Raw genomic sequence first — 24469 nt, 5'->3', positions numbered from 1 at the left:
GAAACTCACTGGGATTATTTTTTACATCGAAACCAGGCAAAATTTTTGTTCAGAATCACTTTTGAGCATATGAATAACCAACATGTGCCATTTGTGGGACGTCATTCCAGGCAACTGGGTATCCTGCTCCATGGGCACAAAAGACAGAATCTGGCGTATTTTCCAAATCAGCGACGGGATGATAGTCAGTTCGATCGATAATTTCTTGGGCATTGTGGCAAGGACGATAACCATCTACAATACATTCCAATTGGCCCATTCCGTGAGTAAAGGCATTAACTTTTTGACTATACCCTTGCATTTCGGAAACGGGCGCAAAACCAGTTATTTCAACTAATTGATCAGCTGTGGCAGAATCTGGTGGATTGAAAGTCCCACTCATTTGTTGAATATCATTCATTACTCGACCAACTTGTGCTTGATCAACCAATAGTCGGAACCGATACCAAGGCTCTAATAATTGACACTGATTACGTTGTTTCAACATCATCAACCCCTGACGAACTGCCCGCCAAGTTGCTTCTCGAAAATCTCCACCTACCGAATGAACGTTACTGGCTCGGCCATTGATCAAAGTTATTTTCATATCGGTAATTGGAGCCCCAATCAAAACTCCTAGATGCTCTTTAGTGGCTAAATTAGTCAACACTTGATGTTGCCAATTACTAGCTAAAGTATCCAAACTACAATCGGAATCAAAGACTAAGCCACTGCCCGCAGCTAGTGGTTCCATCAACAAGTGAACTTCTGAATAGTGACGCAAAGGTTCAAAATGACCTACGCCTTCTATTGAATCGGTAATTGTTTCTTGATAAAGAATACTGCCCTGATCAAAGTCGACCGCTAGTTGGAAACGGTCCAACAAAATTTGTTGCAAAACTTCTAGTTGCACCGTACCCATTATTTGAACTCTTATTTCTTGCAATTGATTGGACCAGACAACGTGTAACAACGGATCTTCATCTTCTAACTCTCTTAAGGCCTTTAAACATACTTGGATATCATTTCCTTGAGGATCAACGGTAAAAGTCAAGACTGGCTGGAGCACTGGTTTATTACTATCTTTGGCTTTTCCCAAACCTTGTCCAGGATAAGTATCGTTCAACCCAGTAATTGCACAGACCATCCCAGTTGTCGCCTCAGGGGTAGTGGCATACTTAGCACCATCATAAACTCGCAATTGATTGGCTTTTTGATCTTTTACCAGCACCGTTTTATTCGGCAATACTCCACCAGTCACCCGAACCCAAGTTAAACGTTCATTCTTTTCATCATGAGAGATCTTAAATACCTTAGCCGAAAAATCAGTCGCAAACGTGGACTCAACTGTCCATTGTTCTAATCCGTTCAGAAAATCATTGACACCCATCAGCTTTAAGGCCGACCCAAAGTAGACCGGATAAACTTTTCGTTCCTGAATCAATTTTTGAATAGTCGTTTCAGTAAGAGTCCCTTGGTTCAAAAATGACTCTAAAACATCATCGTCTTGAATTGCCATTTCTTCTAAAGAATCAGTGGGCATTGCCGAAGATTCTAAACTGTTGAAAGCGATACAGCCCGGAGAAAGTTGACTTTGAATATCGTCCAAAACATGGACTGCATCGACTGAATCAATATCGACTTTGTTTACAAAAATAAAGGTGGGAATTTGATACCGTTGTAATAGATTCCAGAGCGTTCTCGTATATCCTTGAACCCCATCAGTCGCCGAAATAACTAGTATTGCATAATCAAGTACCGATAAAACTTGTTCCGTCTGGGCAGAAAAGTCAACGTGACCTGGGGTATCCAATAAAGTCAATTGCAATTGCTGATAAGTTAAATTGGCCTGATGAGAAAAAATAGTAATACCACGTTTTTTCTCCAACTTATCTGGGTCCAAGAAGGCCTCACCTTTATCGACTCGTCCCACCTTGCGAATGGCACCAGATTGATAAAGCATGGCTTCTGATAATGTAGTTTTGCCAGCATCAACATGGGCAACAATACCTGTAACGATTTTTTTCATGCTTGACTCCTCCCCCAAAACATTCATGATTGTAATTTTAGCACATCAGCCAGATTCTAGACTAACAGCGACGGTTTGAAACATTGGTTTGGGTAGTTTTGTTGTTTATGTTTTCGTAAAACAAATATGTTAATTTGCTTCCTGATTTGATAATTTTTAACAAAAAACGGTTGAAATTTATTAGTTCGTGCTATATTACAAATTAGAAAGTAACTCGATAGGAATGGTAAAAATGCAAAAATTCCATAAATTTATACACTCAGATGGTTATTACGTAGTAATTGTCTTAGCTGGACTGGCGTCATTGACGATTCTGATCTTAAATTACTTACCAGGTTTTGATATTTCCCGCTCGCCCTACATTGAAATCGACATTGTCACCTTATTGATCTTCGCATTTGATTATTTTGGACGATTGTATTTGGCCAAGAATAAAATCGAATTTTTTAAGCATAATATTGTTGATTTGTTAGCTATTTTACCTTTCAATACCATTTTTAACGGTTTTAGGATCTTTCGTGTCGTCAACGTTTTAAGATTTGCCAAGTTTTTCACACTAGTACGTTTCATTGGCACAGCTGGAAAACTTCAAAAGAACGCTAAAAAGTTTTTGAAAATCAATGGATTCATTTATTTAGTTATCATCTGTGGAATTGTTCTGATCACAGCAGCCTTGACCTATTCCCTGGCAGAAGGTGTATCGCTGAGTAATTCGTTTTGGTGGGCAATCGTGACGGCCTCAACCGTTGGATATGGAGACGTGGCTCCACGCACCTTAATTGGACGTATCGCTGCTGTGACCTTGATGCTAGTCGGAATTGGATTTATCGGAACATTGACCAGTACGATCACGAATTACGTCACAACTGAAAAAGATAAAAAAAATGAAGACAAGTTAGATAAGATTCTTTTGAAATTGGATAAAATCGAAAAGGAAAATCGAAAATTAAGAAAGGATCTGATTGACTTAAAAGCTCAAGATACATTAAAAAAACAAACCAAAAAGTAAATAAAACATCATTGGAAATCTTTTCTCGATTTCTTTTAAATTGTTAAAACACTTTCATTGATATTTTTTATAATTTATACTACTAATTTTGTATAGGTTGTAATATAATAAGTTTTGTTAGAAGAAACCCAAAATATGCAATAATACAACCAAAATTCTCATTAGTACTATTCTTCTATAGATAACCCTTCTAACAATTCCACTACTTACCCGGTAGTGGTTTTTTTATTCTGACAGGCTTTTCGGAATATTTATTGTGTGATATATTTGTCTTAGGGATATTTATATATAAAAACTAGAAAAATCTATTCAATCGCATTATCCCTTTTCTGATAAAAAGACCATCTTAATGAATGGTCTTTTTATATTATCTTTTTACTTAATAAATATTTGTGCATACTAAATTCGGATGGCATCAACTACTCTGATTAGCTATACTGAACTCAAATATTTAGGAGAGTATTAATGAAAAAGAAATTTACAGGGATTGCAGTATGCTTTTGTTTAATCATGATGTTCTGCAGCTCATACCCTTGGCAAACAGTTACGGTTCAAGCTGCAACTACCAATGAAAAATTTGATCCAGTCTACGCTAAACTTAAAAAGATTAATCAGAGTCTTAGTCAACAACTTTACGATTTAAAACTTCAACAAAAAAAAGACCACGAAAAATGGTCTCAATTTATTAAAAGTATTCACTATTTACAGAACAAACAAGTTGAAATATACGTAACGGAAAGTTTCAATAATTTGTCAGCCAAGAAAAAACATACCGTTGTTTCCGAAGCTCAACTTTTTACCATTAGAATTGCGGATAAGATCAAAAATTTCGATCAGAGTACTTATATGGACGGCCTGGCAGTCGTAGTTTTCTGTAATGGTAACTATATTGGCAGATCAAAATATTTGGAAAATAAAGATTTCACTTGGAAGCAAAACAATTAGACCTTGTCTTGATATATTTTACTCAGTGATTGAATTATTATCTTTGTTGAATTTGTTAAAAAAAACAATTTTGCGATAATCCTTTTTTGGTTGTCAGATGAAATAATACATTTTTATCTGACAACCAAAAAGGATTTTTTTATGCTGTTTTAAAAAAGCTTTTATAGTTTTGCAAAAACCAATTATACAATGCACTATCATTAATAAGTTCTTTTAAAAGACTGATCATTGTACAATTGAAGCTACTCTAAACTAGGCCTAAAAGAATTACATTCGTAAAATTTTCAAATAGTAAAGAATTTTTTTAAGGGGAGAATAAAAAGGAAAGAATTACTATTTAACCAACTGAAAAAACCTCATTAGTTTTGGCCTATGTCTAAACTAATGAGGGATATTCAGATTAAAAATACGATTTTAACTTCATATTATATATTTTTATTCCAAAGATTGTTCAGCTTGTTTTGCTTGAACACGTTCACTGATCTTCATAAATGGTAAATAGAAGAAAACACCAATAATAATTGTAATTATTTGAACAATAACCGCTCTCCAATCACCAGCTGTGGCTAAATATGCTGACAACAATGGTGGTGTAGTCCAAGGTACCATAACCACCACTCGATTCATCAATCCAACAGCAGTTGCAAAGTAAGCAATCAAAATTCCAATAACTGGTGTCAAAACAAATGGAATCATCATTGGAATATTGAAGACAATTGGATAACCAAATATCACGGGTTCATTAATATTAAATAATCCTGGTGCAACAGCTAATTTTCCAAGTTCACGACCCGATTTCTGCTTTGAAAAGAGGAAGATAGCGATTAACAAACAAATGGTTGAACCGGTTCCACCCATCATTCCAAAGGTATCACGGAAAGTATTAGTTAAAATATATGGAGCTTGATGTCCCGCAGCAAAGGCTGCTGTGTTTTTATTCATGTTAATCAAAAGTACTGGATCGAGCAAGGTTCCATTAATAACTGTTTGGTGAATACCTAAAGTAAAGAGAAAATTACCAATTGAATAGATAAACAACATTCCAAATAAACTAGTATTAACTTTACGTAATGGTTCTTGAATCACATTTGTAATCAGAGTAACCAAATCAGTATTCCCAAAAACTGCTAATAAAGTTGCAATCAAAGCAAAGATGCTGGCCGTTAAAATAGCTGGAATCAATGAATTAAATGAGGATGACACTGCAGGTGGGATGTTATCACCCAAATTGATTTGAAGACGTTTAACAGTTGATAGTTTGATAAATAGTTCGGTAGCTAAAAGTCCAACAATAATTCCACTGAACATCCCTGTTGTCCCAAGGTTGGCAAATGACAATGCACCAGTGATATCAACGGCTTTTTTAGCGCCTGTAGGAATAACATTCAAAGTTATTGGCATTGTCATGATTAAACTAGCTAATGAAATGATTGCCGCTGCAATTGGATTACTGTAACTCTTATTTCGTGCTAAACAATATCCGATGGCTGGGGCTAACATTAACCCCGCAATATTCAAAGTACCGTTAGAAATTAAAGTACCCCATATTTGTAAATTAGCTAAGGTTGTTCCACTTGCTACTTTTGGAAATACAACATTGTTAATTAAAACACCTACACCCGCCAAAATGAACAATGGCATAATAACTGCAAAAGCATCTCTTAATGATCTTAGATGAACTTCTGAACCAATCCGAGCGGACACGGCAGCAAATTTATCTAAAAACTTTTGTCCTTTATTCCGTGTATCTTCCATTCTTATTTCCCCCTATCTTCTGAAACAAGTTACGCAAGTACAATTATTTGCTCCATTTTATAATTTTAGAGGACATTTCCATTGGATTTAATAACTTCTTTAAACCAATTGAAACTCTCCTTTGGGACACGTTTCATATCGCGCAAATCATGATTACCACGATTTACATAAACCATCCCATAACGCTTTTCCATATTACCTTGAGAACTAGGAATATCGATCAATCCCCAACCGAGATAACCTAAAACATCAATTCCATCAATCCTAACAGCATCCTTCATCGCCTGAATATGATCACGATGATACTTAATTCTATAATCATCCTGGATAGGATTCTTTCCATCCCAATTTTCACTAACACCAATACCATTTTCAATTGGGAAGACTGGTAAGTGTGTCTCATTATAAATCGTAGTCAAAACAGTTCTGAATCCTTCGGGATCAATTTGCCAATCCCACTCGTTAGTTAAAAGATATGGATTTGGTTTATGCCCTTCTATGGCAAAAAAATTTGGACATGTATTAATAGGTATCAAAGTACTGTCAATCGTTGAAGTTGAATAATAGCTGAAACTAATAAAATCACTTGTAGTCTTTGAGATGATCTCCATTTCCTCAGGATCTAAAATATCCTCAAGATGATGCATTTTCATATAATGTACTACTTCAGTGGAATACTTTCCCTCAGTAAATAGACGTATCAAGTTATTATCAGCAAACTCTAGGAATTTTCGTGTTGCTGAAACATCAGTAGGTAAAGCTGTAGCTGGGTAAACCTCTTGATAAGCCAACATACCGCCAATTTGAAGATTTGGATAATTTTCATGTATTTCATTAGCAATAGCAGCGTGACAAAGGAAAACGTGTTGTTGAATTTGATAAAGGTCACGAATTGAATTATCTCCCTTGTACCCACTGATTTTAAACGCTTCAGGAACACTATAAAGATTTTGCTCATTAAATGTGATCCAATACTTAACTCGATTACCAAAACGTTTAAGCATTTCTTTTCCGAAACGAATGAATGAGTCGACTACATGCTGACTAACAAATCCGTTATACTTTTGTGCTAGATGTAAAGGCATATCAAAGTGGTATAAGCAAATCATGGGTTCAATATCATTGGCCAATAGTTCATTGATTAAATCATCATAGAATTTGATACCTTTTTCATTAAATTCACCATCGCCTTCAGGATTAACACGACTCCATGAAATTTGGAATCTATAGCAGTTCATTCCCATATCTTTCATTAATTTGATATCTTCTGGATAACGATGGTATTCATCAATGGCAACCTTCCAATCAGAAGCATCGGGTGATGCTCCACGAATATCATAAACAGATTTCCCTTTACCACCCTCGTTATAAGCACCTTCAGTTTGCATACTGGATGTTGAGTTACCCCATAAAAAGTCTTTTCTCAATTCATTCATTTTAATATCTCCTCCTTTTACAAGACACAGTGTACACGCTTTCATTTGACTTATAAACCCACATTCTTGATTTGAATTATCAAGTTTTCAAACTTGCCTAAGTTGTGTATTATAGAAGTATTAATAAAGCTGAGGTTGAATGAACCATGTCCAAATATCAAGACATTGCTAACGATATTATAAAGAAAATAAAATCCGGATATTATCCGTCCGGAGAACCACTGCCAGACCAAAAAAAAATGGCCAAAGAATATTCTACAAGTCGGATGACTTTGCAGAAATCTTTAGCAATTCTTAAGTCACGTGGATTTGTTTACAGTCAACAGGGGTCTGCAACTTTTGTTAAAGGAAATGCAGATAGTCTTGCCAATATGAATATCGGAATGGATCAATATGTTGGTACAACACGTCTTTTTGGAGACAAACACAAAGTTAAAAGCAAAATAATACAATTTAACTTACGATATCCAGACGAAAATGAACAAGCCAAATTAAAAATCAAGGCAACAGATGCAATTTATGATTTAAAAAGATTGAGAATTGTTGATGATAAACCACTGGGATTAGAATATACAAAAATGCCCGTTAATATTATTCCAGGTATTACCGAAGATGTTCTACACTCCTCAATCTATGAATATATCCAAAAAAATCTAAATTTAACTATCGGTGCAGCCTATCGAAATTTTTCAGCTGCAAAACCTACTGAAGAAGACATGAAATACCTAAATTGTGCTGAAGATGATCCCATTTTTAAAGTCACTCAAACTGTATACTTAAATGACGGAACCCCCTTTGAATATTCAACAACTGACAAATCTTACGATACTGGTGGTTACACCGTCTACTTACAGCACAACCGAGACTGATAATGAATTTCACTAAAATTTTTAAGACTAATACACAATGTAAACCCCCAATTGTAAAATACATTGATATTTTTACAATTAGAAAAATAACAGAATACATTGACTTTATTACAAAAGATAATATAAAAATTGATGATCATATATAAATAGACTTGACAGAACGATTACAAAATACGAATCTAAAACTAATTTCATATACACCAACACAATACCAAGGAGGTAGATGTCCTCACAGTTGTCAATATAGGATTATTAACCAATCGTCGTAACTTTAACCATACCCTCTTCATAACGTTGCTGAAAAAATCGGACATGTTACTACTACCGCCGGAAATATCAGTAAATATAAACCCCCGATGATTTAATTCAGTAACGTAATTACCATGATTATGGATATCGCTTGATTGTCAATTTAGATGGTATCATTGCTTACTACAAGACTGGTATTACTATATCTTGAGATATTACTGATTTTTTGAAGTGTCTGAAATATATATGTGGAAAGCTACAGTCTCGTATCGTATTAAACTTGGAATTAGTGTTACCTACTAAGGTTATCGATTCAATCTCAACAATGGTTTAACCACGAATAAGTTATAGTGAAAATGTCCAAACACTGATGACAAAAAAAGCTGAAATATATTCTTTGGGGGAAACTATGAAAACCAAAAGTTTAGCATTAACGGGATTAACTATACTTTTAGCTTCAACATTAGTTGGTTGTTCTAGTGGCAACAGTACTTCATCTAAATCGTCTGATGATACAAAAACCGTCGCTGTTAAAAAGAAAGCAACTACATATTTCAAGAACAACAAGTTAGTTACAAAGGATTACAACATTACAATCACGCAAACAAAAGTGATTCAACCAGGCGAAACTGGTAATGAGTATGGCGAAAAACCAGTTTTGGCTTTTTGGTTCAAGGTTCATAATAAGAAGGCCAAAGACTTGGATCCAAATACCTCTTGGATTTCAATCTTTAAAGCTGTTCAGGATAACAATAAGGATTCTGTCAATGAATTAAACGTTGGTAGTCTGCCAGATGAAAAGTTTATTGACAGCCAATCTGAAAAAATCAAAGTTGGTGGAACAGTTGAAATGGCTGTATCTTATGAGCTTGATGACACTACAACTCCAGTTAAACTAACGGCTGAAAATATGGTTACAGGTAAAAAACTTGGATCAATGACTTTTAAACTAAATTAAAAAGACAAAATGAAAAAGCCATACCCCCCAACCGACTAAAGTAAACGGGATATAGCTTAAACGAAATCTATACTAGATTGGACTTTTACGCTTTTTTAGCCCCTTTAGTATAGCATACTGGAAAAATTTACAATGGCATCTATTACTAAGCGTGGTAAAACATGGCAAATTAGAACCAGCTATTTTGATATTCATAATAACCGTCGCTTTAAATAAAAAGCAGGATTCAAAATAAAAAAAGAAGCTGAACTTTAATGAATTGAATAAAACTGCTAATCAATCTACTGATTTTGGTAGTACTGTTTTCAAAGGATATTTTGACGATTGGACCAAAATATATAGACTACCTAATGTCACCAATTTAACCGCTCAATGGTAAACACAGACCAGTAAACAAATCGACAAATTTTTTGGCAATAAAGAAATTAAAGAATGATGATAACCTTAATACCCAAGCCCGAAAAAAATACTTATATTGGTAAAGCAAAAATAGAGTGCACAATATGTGCACTCTATTTTCATAGCCATTGATATATCAAGGTTTATCGTAAATACTTAAGGAGAGTACAGGATTTGAACCTGCGCGCCTGCTATAAAACAGGTTCGTCGGATTTCGAGTCCGATGCATTACCACTCTGCCAACTCTCCATAATAAAGATTTGTATTGCTACAAATCTATTTTAAATTAATATTGCATCAGAGTAAACATGTCATACCCTTTTATTTTGTCACGACCATGTAAATCAGTCAATTCGATCAAAAAGGCTGTTCCAACTACGATTCCACCTAATTTTTCGATCAACTTGATTGTGGCAGCTAATGTACCACCTGTGGCCATTAAATCATCGACAACTAAAACTTTTTGTCCTGGTTTGATGGCATCTTTTTGCATGTAAAGTGAAGCCTGACCATATTCCAAGTCATATGAAACAGAAACTGTTTCACGAGGCAGCTTACCTTTTTTACGAGCTGGTGCAAAACCAATTCCCATCTTATAAGCAACGGGACAACCAACTATGAAGCCACGTGCTTCTGGTCCTGCAATCATTTCTGCACCACGACTCTTGGCATATTCAACAATCTTATCGGTTGCTGCAGCGTAAGCTTTACCATCAGCCATCAATGGTGAAATATCTCGAAATAGTACACCAGGTTCTGGAAAATCTTGAACATTAGCAACATATTTCTTAAAATCAATATCCATTTTTATAAATTCCCCATTCAACCTAACCATGGCAATCGTAATCACTCATCCAAGATAGGAGATCGTCAAAGTTGGATTCAATTAATATTTTTTCCACATCATTGCGTTGTAATCTCTTCAAGTAAGTCGGAGATTCAATCAATTCGCGTTGTTGTGAAGCATTTGCCTTTTCAACAAAGCCATTTACCATTTTAACAAAATTTAACTCAAAAAACACTTTTAAATAGAAATCTACGTCGACTTTTTCTAAATTTAAGAAATTTGCGACTAAATCCATCCCTTCCATCGTAATATTCTGATGGCTATATAGGTATTTCAAAAGTTTCTTCATCTTTAACATATCAGGTTTTAGATACCGTTGTGTCAAATCAGTATGGAAAAATAAAGCCGTGTGTTCTGTTTTATTTTGTTTAATAAAGTTTTGGAACAAATCCAGACTATGAGGTCGGTCATAGATCAAAATATTTTTTCCAGTACACTCTTCATCGGCTTTGATCAACTGGGCTGTTACCTTCGAGCGTTTGGCAGCCTCATAGTAAACATCATTAAAAAAGACAATACAGTCAAATCGATTCAAAATAGCCGTCGAAAGGCGCTTATTACGATAATCTAGATAAACTTCTTTCAAATCGGTAATTACTTGTGCTTGTGGTGAAACTTGGAAGTCATCAAGCATCAATTGTAAATTTTTGCGACCAGCCCATTCGTTGATTCCTAGTTCTCCATAGACATCACATAAGGGACTGCTCATTTCGGCCCGCTTTTGAAACATTCCAAAGCCAATGGCGTTGACTTGGTTATGATTGTCAGACACATTAACCTTCAAATGAGTTCCATCTTTACCAATTGCTTGAGGCTGTTCCAGTTCTACATTTTGTAACTTAATAACTGGCTTAGGATTACCCATACCAAAGGGAGCCAATTGGCGAATTTTTTTAATCAAATCAAAATTTAAGTCGGCAATCTTTAAGTCCAAATCGTAATTTTTAATAACTGGAGCTTGGGGATCAAAACCTTGATTCTTCGGTTCAGCTTGCAAGGCTTCGGTTAACTTATCCAGTTGGCTTTCTTCAATCGAAAAACCACACGCTTGAGCATGTCCTCCAAACGCTGTGAATAAATCATGATACTTATTCAGCGCTGTAAATAAATTGAATCCTTCCGGACTGCGGCCAGAACCTTTCATAACTCCGCTATTATCATCAAACTGTGTGGCTAAAACCGGCTTATTCTCTTGGTCCATCGTCTTACTTGCTACGATTCCTAGGACACCTTGATGCCAGCCATTTCCTTTTAAAACGATGATATCATGCTCTTTTTGAGCAGCAATTTGCGCTTGAGCGTCATTAAAGGCACTCTGAACCAATTGTTGACGTCGCAGGTTGATCTCTTCAGTTTCATCAACGATCTCTTTAGCAAACGATTCATCCCCAGTGGTCAGCAGTTCAACTCCGGACGAAGCATTCTCTAATCGGCCTAAAGCATTGATTCGAGGGGCAATTTTAAAGCCAATATCTTCCTCATTGACATCACTGAGCTTAACTTTGCATTTTTTCAACAGTGCCGTTAAACCAACGTGATGGTTCTTTTGCATCTGTTTCAACCCTTCAGTCACAATCACACGGTTTTCACCTTTTAAGGCCACTGCGTCAGCGACAGTCCCAATTGCGGCTAAATCAATCAATTCTAAGGCTTCATCACCCAACAAAGCGTCAGCAATCTTAAAAGCTACTCCGGCACCTGATAGATAAGGACAAATATATTCTGAACCTGGTATCGATGGATGAACAATCGCGTCAGCTTCTGGTAATTCTGCTGGTAAATCATGATGGTCAGTCACAATCACTTTGATACCTTGATCTTTTAAATACTTGATTTCATCTTTGCCACCAACACCATTATCGACTGTGATCAGTAAATCGATGCCTTGATCAGCCAAGAACTGGTAACGGGCCATATTAGGACCATATCCATCTTTGAAACGATCTGGAATGTAAAATATTGGCTTCGCACCAAGCTTTTGCAAGGTCAATTTCATAATTGAAGTACTAGTTACACTATCAGCGTCATAATCGCCGTAAATAGCAATTTTGGCCTCTGACTCAACTGCTTCATCGATCAGCTCTAAGGCCTTATCCATATCGTGCAATAAAAAAGGATCTTGCAGTTCGGTCGCATCACTATGTAAAAAGGTTGCAATCGCCGTTGGATCAGTTATTTCACGTTCCAACAGTAATTCCCCTACTATTGGATCAACGTGATTCTCAGTTGAAAATTTCTTTATTTCTTCTTCTGTGGGATTCTTTCGCTTTTCCCAATTTATTAAAGTCAATCCATCACCTACTAACAATTAGTTAATTATAGCAATTTTTGAGCCGAAAAAAAAAGCCTTGCTCATCATTTAAAAAGAAATTACAAATGATCAGAAGCAAGGTTTCTTTTAAGCAATTATTAAGAAAAGACTGCTAAAGTCTTTTTATTGGCTGGCTGGGTTGAAACAAGCGTACCTTGCAGAGCCCAGCGGTTCGTCCCACCATCAGCACAAGTAATCAAGGTCAACAGTGGCGTACCTTTTACGTCATCAAGTAAATAAACGGCGGTTGGCGGTACGATTTGTTTATAGAATATCTTATAGACATAAACACGTTTCATATCGGTGATGTATGCTAAGTCATCGATTTTAGCGTTTTCCAGTGGAGAAAATAAAGCGCCTTTACTAGTCATATAATGCCCTGCTAAAGCATAATTTGACTTCCCCATCTTCTCATTTTCCTTCATCGTGCCACCACCAGTTGAGAGTGCATCGTCACTTAACCCAACGACAATTGGTAACTTCAAACCAACTGATGGGACAGCCATTTTGCCAATTACAGCGGCGTCATTGTTGACGGAAGCTTTTGCTACTTGGGTAGCCGAGATCGGTTTAACTTTTTTAAAGTCGAACTCCCCACTCTTTTTAGCATTCTCAGCGGCCTTTTTGGCGGTCAGTGAGTTTAGGTTCTGGTTGGCAATCCTCTGAACTGCAAATTCTTTGATTGGCTGATTAAAAATCAAAGCCAATGCTACTAGAATTAAGAGAACTGTGCCAAAAATTGAAAAGAATTTCTTCATGTTTTTCATTCCGTTTCAATGTATTTATATATAATTTTAATTTTAAAACTTTTTGTTATAAAAGTTAAATCAATATTTAAATCAATATTTACTAACTTTACTAAATTGGAACACCCTAACATACGCTATAATAGAATCATAGATATAGAAGTATAAACGAATCTGGAGGTATTTTTATGAGTATTCTTGTTTTAGGTGGTGCCGGCTACATCGGTTCACATACAGTCGACCATCTATGTGAACTAGGCTACGACGTCATTGTAGCAGATAATCTGTCAACAGGTCATGTTCAAGCCATCAACAGTAAGGCCAAGTTCTATGAAGGAGACGTTCGTGATAAAGAGTTTTTGATCAAGCTTTTCCAAAACGAATCCATCACTGATGTAATTCATTTTGCTGCTTTCTCAATTGTTCCTGAATCAATGAAAGATCCTTTAAAGTACTTCGATAATAACACTTATGGCATGATAACTTTGTTACAAGTTATGCATAATTTCGGTGTTAAACACATCGTCTTCTCTTCAACGGCGGCTACTTATGGTGAGCCTAAACAAATCCCTATCAAAGAAACTGATCCAACTGTCCCAACTAATCCTTACGGTGAAAGTAAATTGGCTATGGAAAAGATCATGCACTGGTGCGATGTCGCCTATGGTATCAAATTCGTAGCTTTACGTTACTTCAATGTTGGTGGAGCTAAACCTGATGGCTCAATCGGTGAAGACCACAACCCTGAAACTCACTTGATTCCAGTTGTTTTACAAGTAGCTGCTGGTCAAAGAGATGAGTTGACGATTTTTGGCGATGACTATGACACTAAAGATGGTACCAATGTCCGTGATTACGTTCACGTAGAAGACTTAGCTGAAGCACACCGCTTGGCTATGGAATACTTACGTTCAGGTAATGACAGCAATGTCTTCAATCTCGGTTCTTCAAATGGATTCTCCAACAAGGAAATCCTTGAGGCTGCTCGCAAAGCTACTGGAAAAGAGATTCCCGCCAAAATTGGTCCAAGACGTCCTGGTGATCCAAGTACTTTAATTGCCGACTCGACAAAGGCCAGAACCATTTTGAAATGGCAACCAAAATATGATGATGTTGAAAAAGTGATCAGCGATGCCTGGAACTTCAAATCAAAACATTTGAACGGTTACCAAGAAGATTAATTAACTTTAAGTTGCAAAAAAAGCGATGACCAAAAGTGGCCATCGTTTTTTTCGTTCATCATAATAACATAAACATCAATTCAAAATAAACTTTAATGCTTCCATCAAAGCATCGTCGGCTTGAATGAAATCACCCACTTTGTCCATAAAGGCATGCGTCATACCGTTATAACGAATATAAGTGATATCGCCACCAGCTAATTTCATCTTATTATAAAAGGCCTCGCCTTGAAGTCTTAAAGGATCAAACTCTCCGACCATAAAGAGCGTTTTTGGCATCTTTTTCAATAGGTCTTCCGGTGCATTCAAAGGCGAGATGTAGATGCTTTCTTTATCGCTATCCCTTAAATACCATTGGTTAATCAAATTGTTGCTGCTATTAAAATTATTAACAAAAGTTCTAATATCTGCTGGATTCTCTTGACCAATCAGTGGTTCGGGGGAATCGAACTCTTGTCGACGTAGTTTATTATCGCCTTGATACGTTACAGGATAAAGAGCAATTGCTTTATCAAGATAATTACTGCCTAGTCGACGGTCAAGCAACGACAAACCATAAGTTAGATTTCCACCAGCTGAGTCGCCCATAGCGATCAAGTCACTGATTCCCAAATCAGATTTGTGTTGACCTAAATAATTCAAAACTTGATAACAATCTAGCAGATTTTGTGGATATGGATGTTCTGGAGCTAGACTATAATCCACCGAAACGACCCTAACTGCTCCATAATCTGCTAAAGCTTCGCAAGGAAGTTCAACATTATCCAGACTACCGCCAAAGAAACCACCGCCATGCATGAAAACTATTGTTGGTAGAATTTGCTTTACCAATTGAGTTTGGACATAAGTTCTTACCTTGATTTTTTCATATTCGGTATTAACAATCTTTAACTGATTCTGATTAGTGTGCCTTGCCTCTTTGTAGCCCATGGCGGCTCGAATACTTTCGACTGATACCTCACCAGAATCGTTTGATTCAAAGCCGCCGTTACTTGGTTTGATCATAGCTTCCAGTTCCTTTTTAGACTGTGCGGAAAGCTTTCCCTCATCGGTATATCCTGGAACTAGTTTCATTTGATAGTCTGCATTAATAACCTTTTCTTTAGGCATAAGTGTCAATTTTGTATTTAACAATTTATCTTCCTCCATTAAAAGCTCAATAGTTTTGCTTAAGAACAAGTAAATAATACAATTTCAACACTGATTGTAAGCGTTTTATCCAAACCTATTTTAGGTCGTTTTTTGACCTTTGCAAATTTCTACGATACTTACCCGGTGTCGTTTTATAAACTTTCACGAAGATTTTACGAAATGACTTAGGATTAGCAAAACCCGTTAAATCTGAAATAGTCTCAATATCTCTTTTCGAGTTTGTCAGCATTTCAAAAGCATTTTTTAATCGAATCAAGTTAACATACGCCATTACGCTAGTCCCCATCTGTTTATTAAAAGCTCGAGATAAGTATCCTTCACTGAGATTAACCTTTCGAGCAATTTGTTTAAGGGTCAATTTTTCGGCACTATTTTGATCAACAAAAGCAATAACTTGTGACAATTTATGGAGGGTTGGCAAAGTTGGAATATTGAGTACTTGAGACCGATCTGTTGCCAAATAATGTTGTAAATCATAAATGATTCGATAAATATCACTCTTCAATAACAATTCTTGACCTTTTTGAGTAGCTAAGTAGTCTCGATAATAATTGAATAAATCATCTTTCACTATTGCTGATACATTCTGATCGACAGTAAACCACTCATTATCGTAATTTTTTAATTCCGCTTTTAAAAAATCATATGGCAGTAAATAGGTCAAAGCTAGCGTATCTTGCTTGGAATATAATGGCTGCACCGAATGAATTTCGTTGGAATTTATGATCACCAGATCACCTGAATTTGCCACGATTTCTTGTCCACTGACAACAAATTTTGCTCTGCCGCTCACAAGATAGTCAATCTCCAATGCATGGTGCCAGTGGCGCAAAATATTTTGGCTTTTCAAATGCTCAGTATGAATGACAAACTCCATTGGCAAACCTTTGGTGGTAATTTTCTCGTGACGATACATAACCTTGCTCCTAAAAAAATGATCGTGATAATTTATCACGATCATTTTACTATACTTTTTAAATTAAATATTCCAAATCAGAAGCAGCAGTTGGATATGCCATGATTTCTTTTATTACATCTGCATGCGTCATCCGTTGTTTGATGGCCATTGTCAAGAGGTTGATCAAATTGTCAGCCTCATTGCTTAACAAGGTTGCACCGATAATTTGTTTTTGATCATTTAAAACGATTCTGACCTTTGCCTTAGGTTTATTGGTATGACTGTACGTGAACCAACTTGTAACATCTTGATCAATCACATTTTTGCTCTCTTGAACTCCTACTTTTGCTAACTTAGGACTGCCGTAGACAACTGTCGGAATCAGTGGCAACTCCAAGTCCTTATCAGTTTTGTCAGTTAAAATATCACTGACATAATTAGCCTCAAATCCACCAACTGGTGTCAATTTAGGTTGCTTTGTCGCCACGACATCCCCGATTGCATAAATATTTTCATTAGTCGTTTGTAACCGCGCATTCACTTCAATTCCATGACGGGAATACTCGACGCCAGCTTTTTCTAAATCTAAGAAATCGGCGTTGGGAATCCGGCCAGTCGCACCGATTACCAGGTCAGTCACTAATTCAAAGTCATCGGCTTTGATTGCATACTGTCCATCTGCTTGTTGTTCGATAGATTTAGTATCAACATTAAAATTAAAGTCAATCCCTTTATTTTCTAATTGCTTGACTAGTTCCTGGACATAGTCTTGATCAAACTCTTTTAATGGGCGGTTATTGTGATGAATGATATGAACTTTTGCACCAGTAGCATTAGCAATCGTAGCTAATTCAAATGCAATATATCCTGCCCCAATGATGGTAATATCCTCTGGCATTGCCTTGAGTGACAGAAAATCGGTACTCGACAAAAGATGTTCTTTACCAGCAATATTCAAATAACTTGGACGTTGACCAGTCGCAATGATAAATTTATCAGCTTGATAGTCAGCTTGGCCATTGAGCTTGAGAGTATTTTTGGAAGTAAATTTAGGTTGACCATCAAGTGCTGTAATACCCGCTTTGACAATCCCAGCCCGACTTCCAGCTGATACCGGATCGGTAAACGTTTCTTTGAAAGCTTCCAATTTTTTCCAATCGACATATGGAACTTCGGTGAAACCTTTTCCTTGCAACTGAATCATTCGATCTCTTGCTTCAACGCCACTTAGCAAAACTTTCTTAGGATCGCAGCCACGGTTAGGACAAGTTCCACCCCAAAGATTGTTTTCTACGACAGCTACCTTTTGCCCACTAGCCTTCAAATCGTAAGCTGCAGCTAAACCAGCAGGTCCTGCACCGATAATGATCGTATCAAATTTCTCCATTTAAATACCTCCACTCGTCTCTCAAAAGTAGTTAATATCTACATTATAGAGTTCTTTGGTAAAGAATAATGTTTTAATGCTCATCTACCAAGTATCTTTGCTTTGACTAGCAGCTGTTTGATAGAATTAACCAAAACGGCTACATTATCTGGGAGAAAGTTATGAATCAAATCGAAAAATTACCGAGTGAGATAAAATTTATTTGGCGCATTAACGCGTTGATCGACTTTTTCTTTTTATTACTTGTTACTGTGGGGATCTTTATTTGGAAAGTTTTAGCTCCGACAACCATGAAACAGCCACTGACCTGGATTTTTAGTGGCTTATTGATTATTTCTATCATCACATTATTAGTCAAGTTGGCCTTAGTTCATTATCATTGGAATTTCTGGACTTATCTCATTGATGAAACGCGGGTAGAATTACATCACGGGTTCTTTTTCCGCAAACAGACAATCATTCCGATTGCTAGAGTTCAAAACGTTACTTTGAAACAAGGTCCCATTTTACGCCTCAAAGATTTGCAAAAAATCGAGATCGTAACTGCAGCTGGCTCCAGTAACATCGACGGTCTAGCGACATCACAAGCTGATAACCTCAAAGAATTGAAATGAAACTAGCACAGGAGGCACAAAATGACCTCTAAAGCTGTGCACCTGCATCCTATCGCCTTAATTTTCTTTTTCTACAATGCCTTTAAAGACGCTATTTTTCCTATCGCCTTATCCATTTTAGGAATCATCAATACTAAAGCCAAGAATTGGATAATGCTGATTATTATTGCAATTGCTCTAATTATTTTATTAATAACTTTTTTGAGATACCTGATGTTCACTTATCAGATCACGACTAACGAGATTATCGTCATATCTGGTATCTTCGAAAAAAAAGTCAATCATGTGCCTTATGATCGAATTCAAAATATCACTACTAATCAGTGGTTCTTCCTCAAACCATTCAATCTGACTGAACTAGAAATTGAAACAGCTGGGCATTCGGATAAAGCTGAAGTTCAGTTGCAAGCCGTCCCCACGACACTTAAAGAGGAACTAGACCGACTTCGTAAGCCCACCAAACTGGTCGATCCTGAGGAAATCCACAATGATTCGGCCAATACTTATGCCATTAGCTGGGGAGAATTATTAAAATTTTCTTTTACCTCATCAGCTTTTCTCAGTGGTCTCTTGGTTGTTTTAGCAATCTATGGCAAATTACAACATGTGATCAGTCAACAACTTTACCAAACTGCTACTAATGAGTTTTCACATCTCGGTTTATTGATTGCCATCGTTGTAGTCGTTATTGTTTTACTGCTCTTTTATCTAGCTTCAGTGCTCGTTTTGATCTCACAATATTATCATTTTCAAGTCACTGAAACCGATAATAACTTTGAAATGACACGTGGATTTTTTCAAACTAAAAAAACTAGTCTTTCACGCAAACGGATCCAAGCAGTCATCATTAAACAGACTTTACTGCGAAAATGGTTGCGGATTGCAACGATCCAATTGGTGATTATTTCTAACTCAAGTCAAGGTGATACCGAAAAGAATATCGTTGTCATGCCGGTGATCAGCGTTTCAAAAATAGATGACTTCCTGCAACAATTCTTCGCGGATATCCCCATCACTAAAATTGATTCCAAACCACTGTCGTGGACTTTTTATTATAATCTGCGTAATGCCACGATTTTTACCTTAATAACTACTGGATTAATTATCTGGTTATTGCATAGGCTAATTTGGCCTTGCATGATTTTAATCATCATCGAATTACTTGGCTGGTATATTCCAGCAATTTTAACTAGCCAACGTTCTAAAATAAAAGTCGAGAAAAACTTTTTGATTGCGCAAAATAATCATTTCATGACGAAAAACTTAACATATATACCTAAAAATACTATCCAATTTCTTGAACGCCGAACGAGTATCTGGCTAAAGAAAAAACAATTAGCCGGCTTGACTGTCTATATTCGCTCTGGCAATGCCCAACACAAATTAAAAGTCGATTATATTTCAGCAAATGAGATAGATCTGGTACTTAATTGGTATAAGAATTAATCGCACAAAAAGAGTCCCAATCTCTGATCAAAGTCAGAAATTGAGACTTTTTAATTAACGATTTTTATTTTTCCAAATCAGATAATTGTTTGAAATCTTCATCGCTCAATTGGACGTTACCAGCACTAATATTGTCTTCCAAATGTTCAGTTGAACTTGTACCAGGGATTGGCAGAATATTGTCAGAGCGTTTCAACAACCACGCCAAAGCGATTTGAGCTGGTGTAACGCCGTACTTTTCAGCAATGCCACTCAAAGGACTGTCTGGTTTGGCCAAGTTACCAGTATTTAGTGGGAATCATGGCAAGAACGCAATACCTTGGGTCTTACAATAATCGACGATTGCATCGTCACCTTTGTGATGACCAACATTGTACATATTTTCAACAGCATCGATCTTAGCAACTTTTTGAGCCGCCTTTAATTGTTCAAGCGTTACTTGACTGATACCGATATGCTTGCTCTTACCTTCAACTTGCATCTTCTTCAGTTCACCGACTTGCTCTTCCATTGGATAGTTTTTATCGATCCGGTGCAAAAATAAAAGATCTTCATGATCACGATGGAATTTGCACAATGACAATTCAACTTCTTGACGTAGAAAGGCTGGTGCCCCAAGTGGAATCCATTTTTCAGGACCAGTCCGAACTTGTCCAACTTTGTCAGAAATAAAGATCTTATCGGAATCAGGATATTCCTTTAAAGCTTTGGCTAAATAATTATCAGCATTCCAAGGACCATATGAGTCCGCTGTATCAATAAAGTTAACCCCGAGATCAAATGAGTGTTTGATCATCACAACAGCCTGATCTGGATCTTTATATGGACCTCAGACCCCAGACTCCAGGACCAGTTAGTTTCATCCATTATTAAAAAAACTCTCCTTGCATAAAAAAATCCATGTAAAAATATCGTTACTTTTTACATGGATCAATTCAATGCATTTTGTTTTTTGATACAAACATTTGCTACAAAAGTTATTGAGGAAATAGTTCAACCATCTTCATGTCAACAGTTACTGACACTATCGAAAATAAAGAGACTATTTGCTATCATTGTCACCACGATTAAGGTCAAGTACAGACATAAAGGCTTCTTGCGGTACGGAAACTTTACCAACTTCCTTCATCCGCTTCTTACCAGCCTTTTGCTTGTTCAACAGCTTATCACGACGAGTTCTATCACCACCATAGAGCTTAGCAGTGACATCCTTTCGATAAGCCTTCACGTTTGAACGGGCCACGATCTTATTGCCAATTGCAGCTTGAATTGGAATCTCAAACATTTGACGAGGAATTACTTCTTTCAAACGAGCTACGATGTCACGGCCACGTTTTTGAGCAAAATCTTTATGGACGATGAAACTCAAGGCATCGACCGGTTCGCCGTTCAACAAGATATCCATCTTAACCAATTCACTTGGTTCATAATCATCGACGTCATAATCAAGTGAGGCATAGCCTTTAGTATTTGACTTCAAATCATCGAAGAAATCAAAAATAATTTCTAGCAATGGCAACTTGTAGATCACATTGACTCGATACTTATCCAAATAATCCATCGTTACGAACTCGCCACGTTTTCTTTGGCAAAGTTCCATCACTGGACCAACATAGTCTTCAGGGACCATTATCTCAGCTCTAACGAATGGTTCCCGGATTTCCTTAATGTCAGTTGCATCGGGCAATTCAGCTGGGTTATCAACGATGATCTCCTCACCGTCAGTCTTTGTAACATGATAATCCACCGATGGTGAAGTCGTGATCAAATCAAGATCAAAATCACGTTCCAAACGTTCCTGAACAACATCCATATGCAATAAGCCTAAGAAACCAACCCGGAAACCAAAACCTAGGGCTTGAGAAGTTTCTGGTTCATATTCCAGTGCCGCATCATTTAGTTGCAATTTGTCCAAAGCTTCATGTAAATCTTCATACTTGGCATTATCGACTGGATAAAGTCCAGCGTATACCATTGGTGTACTCTTTCGATAACCAGTCAAAGGTTCGTCAGTTGGATTGTCAGCCAAAGTGACTGTATCACCAACTTGCGTATCCTTAACGGTCTTGATTGAGGCGGTAATATAGCCAACATCACCAGCCATCAAGTAATCACGTGTGACGGCCTTAGGAGACATTACACCGACTTCGGTTACTTCAAAGGTCTTCTTATTACTCATCAATTCAATCGTGTCTCCGACCTTAACAACGCCTTCTCGAACACGTACGTCTAACACAACGCCACGATAGCTGTCATAAACTGAATCAAAGATCAAGGCTTTGAGCGGTTTATCAAGGTCACCTTCTGGAGCTGGCACATCTGAAACGATTCTTTCCAATAATTCATCGACACCAACACCGGTCTTAGCACTCATCATGACAGAAGACTCAGCGTCAATTCCGATCATTTCTTCGATTTCTTCTTTAACAACATCTGGCTGAGCTGATGGCAAATCGATCTTATTGATCACTGGTACGATCTCTAGGTCGTTATCAATGGCTAAATAAGCGTTTGCTAAAGTTTGAGCTTCAACGCCTTGGGCAGCATCAACTACTAATAAAGCTCCTTCACAAGCTGCTAAAGAACGGGAAACCTCATAGGAGAAATCCACGTGTCCTGGCGTATCGATCAGATGAAAGATATAAGTCTTACCATCTTTGGCCTCATACTCAAGCTCAACAGCATTTAATTTAATTGTAATTCCACGTTCACGCTCCAAATCCATATCATCCAAAATTTGGGCTTTCATCTCACGTTTTGAAACGGTTTTGGTTCTTTCCAAAATTCGATCGGCAATCGTTGATTTACCATGATCAATATGCGCTACGATAGAAAAATTACGAATTCTTTTTTGTCTTTCTTTTAACTTATCGAGATCTAAATCCATAAATTATTCCCTTCTATCAGAAATTTTCAGCTCTAAGTTTTTGGTTGGGTCAAACCACTTTTAGAGTTTTTCTCATTCAGTCTATTTTACACTATTGTACGCTCTTGTTCTAGACAACAAAAAAGAAGAAGCCTATGCCTCTTCTTTTTTACTATTCGCCTTTAAAAGCGTCTCTTACTTTATTGAAAAAGTTACTATCTTTTTCTTTAACTTTGTCACCACCAGCAGCTGCAAAGTCCTTCAAAGCACTTCTTTGTTCACTAGAAAGTTTTCTAGGTGTCACAATGTTGACGGTAACTTTTTCATCACCGATACTCTTGCTATTCAAAACTGGAGCACCTTTCCCACGCAATCTAAAGGTCGTTCCGGTTTGAGTTCCACTTGGGACAGTCAAATTGACTGGGCCATGAACTGTATTAACTTTGATTTCGTCTCCTAAAGCTGCTTGTGGGAAACTGATGTTTACTGAAGCGTAGATGGTTGAACCATCACGTCTAAATTCCTTACTTGGTGCAACGTGGAAGACGATGTACAAATCACCATAAGGTCCACCGTTAGTTCCAGCCTCACCTTGACCCTCTAAACGCATTTGTTGGCCATCTTCAACTCCTGCCGGTACAGTAACTTTAAGTTCATGCTTTTCATTTACCTTACCTGAGCCGTGGCAAACGTTACATTTTTCTTTGATTTCTTTACCAGTACCGTTGCAGACATCACAGACAACTCTAGTACGCATACGACCAAGTGGAGTTTGACGATCAACCTCAACATAACCTGAACCGTGACATTTTGAACATGTTTCGGGATGAGTTCCGGGTTTAGCTCCAGAACCACCACAAGTACCACATTCTTCTTCACGATTATAGGAAATATTAGTCTTCTTACCAAAGACACCTTCTTCAAACGTCAAGTCCATACGATACTGTAAGTCTGAACCTTGTCTTGGGGCATTAGGGTTTGAACGAGTAGCACCGCCACCGCCGAAGAATTGGCTAAAGATATCTTCGAAACCACCGAATTGATCTCCAGCTCCTCCTCCGAAGCCGCCAAATCCGCCTTGACCACCATTCATACCGGCAGAACCATATTGATCATATTGAGCACGTTTTTGCGGATCTTTTAATAATTCGTAGGCTGCATTGACTTCCTTAAACTTCTCTTCAGCATCAGGGGCTTTATTCAAGTCAGGATGATACTTCTTAGATAGTTTCCGGAATGCCTTTCTTATTTCGTCATCAGAAGCGTTTTTATCAACGCCAAGTACGTCATATGGATTTTTATCTGCCATTAAATCACCTTTATATAATAAGAGTTAAATCCTATTCCTATTTAACGCTCAAAAGAGCAGCTATGTTTTTACTATACCATAACT

The 24469-nt window shown here is 37.1% G+C and carries 18 protein-coding genes, 1 tRNA gene and 1 pseudogene; 7 read left to right on the top strand and 13 right to left on the bottom strand.

Features of this window, described 5'->3' with window-relative positions:
• Positions 1-55 precede the first annotated feature (55 nt).
• Positions 56-2008: a GTP-binding protein gene (locus tag ACYT32_RS02940; protein ID WP_395264386.1), complete on the bottom strand. Its 1953-nt coding sequence runs from the start codon at positions 2006-2008 to the stop codon at positions 56-58.
• A gap of 232 nt (positions 2009-2240) precedes the next feature.
• On the opposite strand from ACYT32_RS02940, the gene ACYT32_RS02935 reads away from it, so the two are divergent.
• Both ACYT32_RS02935 and ACYT32_RS02930 read left to right on the top strand, forming a co-directional pair.
• Positions 2241-3017, top strand: coding sequence for a potassium channel family protein (locus ACYT32_RS02935; protein WP_395264384.1), 777 nt, complete (start codon positions 2241-2243; stop codon positions 3015-3017).
• A 465-nt stretch (positions 3018-3482) separates the two neighbouring features.
• Entirely contained in the window at positions 3483-3962 is a 480-nt protein-coding gene (locus ACYT32_RS02930) for a hypothetical protein (protein ID WP_395264383.1), read from the top strand.
• A gap of 435 nt (positions 3963-4397) precedes the next feature.
• Here ACYT32_RS02930 and ACYT32_RS02925 read toward each other — a convergent pair whose 3' ends face one another.
• Together ACYT32_RS02925 and ACYT32_RS02920 are read right to left on the bottom strand one after the other, a co-directional pair.
• Positions 4398-5717 (bottom strand): PTS sugar transporter subunit IIC, encoded by a 1320-nt coding sequence (locus ACYT32_RS02925; RefSeq protein ID WP_395264382.1) that lies wholly within the window; start codon positions 5715-5717, stop codon positions 4398-4400.
• A 65-nt stretch (positions 5718-5782) separates the two neighbouring features.
• The gene (locus ACYT32_RS02920) at positions 5783-7153 is read right to left on the bottom strand and encodes a glycoside hydrolase family 1 protein (RefSeq protein WP_395264381.1); all 1371 of its coding nucleotides are present in this window, start codon (positions 7151-7153) and stop codon (positions 5783-5785) included.
• A gap of 146 nt (positions 7154-7299) precedes the next feature.
• Between ACYT32_RS02920 and ACYT32_RS02915 the strand changes: the two genes are divergently transcribed.
• Positions 7300-8022 (top strand): GntR family transcriptional regulator, encoded by a 723-nt coding sequence (locus ACYT32_RS02915; RefSeq protein ID WP_395264380.1) that lies wholly within the window; start codon positions 7300-7302, stop codon positions 8020-8022.
• Positions 8023-8680: 658 nt separating this feature from the next.
• Positions 8681-9229, top strand: a complete 549-nt coding sequence (locus ACYT32_RS02910) for a DUF5067 domain-containing protein (RefSeq protein ID WP_395264379.1) — start codon at positions 8681-8683, stop codon at positions 9227-9229.
• Between the two features lie 558 nt (positions 9230-9787).
• Here ACYT32_RS02910 and ACYT32_RS02905 read toward each other — a convergent pair.
• From ACYT32_RS02905 to ACYT32_RS02890, 4 genes are all read right to left on the bottom strand, one after another.
• A tRNA-Ser gene (locus ACYT32_RS02905) sits at positions 9788-9877 on the bottom strand.
• Positions 9878-9914: 37 nt separating this feature from the next.
• A complete protein-coding gene (locus tag ACYT32_RS02900) occupies positions 9915-10433 on the bottom strand; it encodes an adenine phosphoribosyltransferase (protein WP_041501792.1) in 519 nt (172 codons plus the stop codon).
• Between the two features lie 22 nt (positions 10434-10455).
• Entirely contained in the window at positions 10456-12765 is a 2310-nt protein-coding gene (recJ, locus tag ACYT32_RS02895; RefSeq protein WP_461793354.1) for a single-stranded-DNA-specific exonuclease RecJ, read from the bottom strand.
• 119 nt (positions 12766-12884) lie between these two features.
• The gene (locus tag ACYT32_RS02890) at positions 12885-13544 is read right to left on the bottom strand and encodes a class A sortase (protein ID WP_395264377.1); all 660 of its coding nucleotides are present in this window, start codon (positions 13542-13544) and stop codon (positions 12885-12887) included.
• A 176-nt stretch (positions 13545-13720) separates the two neighbouring features.
• Between ACYT32_RS02890 and galE the strand changes: the two genes are divergently transcribed.
• Positions 13721-14713 carry a UDP-glucose 4-epimerase GalE gene (galE, locus tag ACYT32_RS02885; protein ID WP_395264376.1) on the top strand — a complete coding sequence of 331 codons (993 nt, stop codon included), beginning with the start codon at positions 13721-13723 and terminating at the stop codon, positions 14711-14713.
• A gap of 75 nt (positions 14714-14788) precedes the next feature.
• Here the strand turns inward: galE and ACYT32_RS02880 are convergent, their stop codons facing one another.
• The 3 genes from ACYT32_RS02880 to ACYT32_RS02870 all read right to left on the bottom strand — a co-directional run bounded on the left by ACYT32_RS02880 (position 14789) and on the right by ACYT32_RS02870 (position 18150).
• Positions 14789-15847 (bottom strand): alpha/beta hydrolase, encoded by a 1059-nt coding sequence (locus ACYT32_RS02880; RefSeq protein WP_395264375.1) that lies wholly within the window; start codon positions 15845-15847, stop codon positions 14789-14791.
• Between the two features lie 91 nt (positions 15848-15938).
• A complete protein-coding gene (locus ACYT32_RS02875; RefSeq protein WP_395264374.1) occupies positions 15939-16781 on the bottom strand; it encodes a helix-turn-helix domain-containing protein in 843 nt (280 codons plus the stop codon).
• A gap of 58 nt (positions 16782-16839) precedes the next feature.
• Entirely contained in the window at positions 16840-18150 is a 1311-nt protein-coding gene (locus ACYT32_RS02870) for a dihydrolipoyl dehydrogenase family protein (RefSeq protein WP_395264373.1), read from the bottom strand.
• A 161-nt stretch (positions 18151-18311) separates the two neighbouring features.
• Here ACYT32_RS02870 and ACYT32_RS02865 point away from each other — a divergent pair, with 161 nt between their 5' ends.
• Together ACYT32_RS02865 and ACYT32_RS02860 are read left to right on the top strand one after the other, a co-directional pair.
• Complete coding sequence (locus tag ACYT32_RS02865) at positions 18312-18764, top strand: PH domain-containing protein (RefSeq protein ID WP_395264372.1); 453 nt, start codon at positions 18312-18314, stop codon at positions 18762-18764.
• Between the two features lie 21 nt (positions 18765-18785).
• Positions 18786-20210, top strand: coding sequence for a PH domain-containing protein (locus ACYT32_RS02860; protein WP_395264371.1), 1425 nt, complete (start codon positions 18786-18788; stop codon positions 20208-20210).
• Between the two features lie 64 nt (positions 20211-20274).
• On the opposite strand, the pseudogene ACYT32_RS02855 reads toward ACYT32_RS02860, so the two are convergent.
• The 3 genes and pseudogenes from ACYT32_RS02855 to dnaJ all read right to left on the bottom strand — a co-directional run.
• A pseudogene (locus ACYT32_RS02855) lies at positions 20275-21073 on the bottom strand (aldo/keto reductase); the annotation flags it as partial.
• 179 nt (positions 21074-21252) lie between these two features.
• A complete protein-coding gene (gene lepA / locus ACYT32_RS02850) occupies positions 21253-23097 on the bottom strand; it encodes a translation elongation factor 4 (RefSeq protein ID WP_395264370.1) in 1845 nt (614 codons plus the stop codon).
• A 151-nt stretch (positions 23098-23248) separates the two neighbouring features.
• The gene (gene dnaJ, locus ACYT32_RS02845) at positions 23249-24385 is read right to left on the bottom strand and encodes a molecular chaperone DnaJ (protein ID WP_395264368.1); all 1137 of its coding nucleotides are present in this window, start codon (positions 24383-24385) and stop codon (positions 23249-23251) included.
• Between the last annotated feature and the right edge of the window lie 84 nt (positions 24386-24469).

It is taken from the genome of Companilactobacillus sp. FL22-3 (assembly GCF_054881455.1).
The sequence above is the reverse complement of the archived record's forward strand: the minus strand, read 5'-3'. Positions and strand labels throughout refer to the sequence as shown.

What these genes read in the sequence shown, in the direction of transcription:
- ACYT32_RS02940 (WP_395264386.1), bottom strand. Translation starts at nt 2,008, where the DNA reads ATGAAAAAAATCGTTACAGGTATTGTTGCCCATGTTGATGCTGGCAAA.
- ACYT32_RS02935 (WP_395264384.1), top strand. Translation starts at nt 2,241, where the DNA reads ATGCAAAAATTCCATAAATTTATACACTCAGATGGTTATTACGTAGTA.
- ACYT32_RS02930 (WP_395264383.1), top strand. Translation starts at nt 3,483, where the DNA reads ATGAAAAAGAAATTTACAGGGATTGCAGTATGCTTTTGTTTAATCATG.
- ACYT32_RS02925 (WP_395264382.1), bottom strand. Translation starts at nt 5,717, where the DNA reads ATGGAAGATACACGGAATAAAGGACAAAAGTTTTTAGATAAATTTGCT.
- ACYT32_RS02920 (WP_395264381.1), bottom strand. Translation starts at nt 7,153, where the DNA reads ATGAATGAATTGAGAAAAGACTTTTTATGGGGTAACTCAACATCCAGT.
- ACYT32_RS02915 (WP_395264380.1), top strand. Translation starts at nt 7,300, where the DNA reads ATGTCCAAATATCAAGACATTGCTAACGATATTATAAAGAAAATAAAA.
- ACYT32_RS02910 (WP_395264379.1), top strand. Translation starts at nt 8,681, where the DNA reads ATGAAAACCAAAAGTTTAGCATTAACGGGATTAACTATACTTTTAGCT.
- ACYT32_RS02900 (WP_041501792.1), bottom strand. Translation starts at nt 10,433, where the DNA reads ATGGATATTGATTTTAAGAAATATGTTGCTAATGTTCAAGATTTTCCA.
- ACYT32_RS02890 (WP_395264377.1), bottom strand. Translation starts at nt 13,544, where the DNA reads ATGAAGAAATTCTTTTCAATTTTTGGCACAGTTCTCTTAATTCTAGTA.
- galE (WP_395264376.1), top strand. Translation starts at nt 13,721, where the DNA reads ATGAGTATTCTTGTTTTAGGTGGTGCCGGCTACATCGGTTCACATACA.
- ACYT32_RS02875 (WP_395264374.1), bottom strand. Translation starts at nt 16,781, where the DNA reads ATGTATCGTCACGAGAAAATTACCACCAAAGGTTTGCCAATGGAGTTT.
- ACYT32_RS02870 (WP_395264373.1), bottom strand. Translation starts at nt 18,150, where the DNA reads ATGGAGAAATTTGATACGATCATTATCGGTGCAGGACCTGCTGGTTTA.
- ACYT32_RS02865 (WP_395264372.1), top strand. Translation starts at nt 18,312, where the DNA reads ATGAATCAAATCGAAAAATTACCGAGTGAGATAAAATTTATTTGGCGC.
- ACYT32_RS02860 (WP_395264371.1), top strand. Translation starts at nt 18,786, where the DNA reads ATGACCTCTAAAGCTGTGCACCTGCATCCTATCGCCTTAATTTTCTTT.
- lepA (WP_395264370.1), bottom strand. Translation starts at nt 23,097, where the DNA reads ATGGATTTAGATCTCGATAAGTTAAAAGAAAGACAAAAAAGAATTCGT.
- dnaJ (WP_395264368.1), bottom strand. Translation starts at nt 24,385, where the DNA reads ATGGCAGATAAAAATCCATATGACGTACTTGGCGTTGATAAAAACGCT.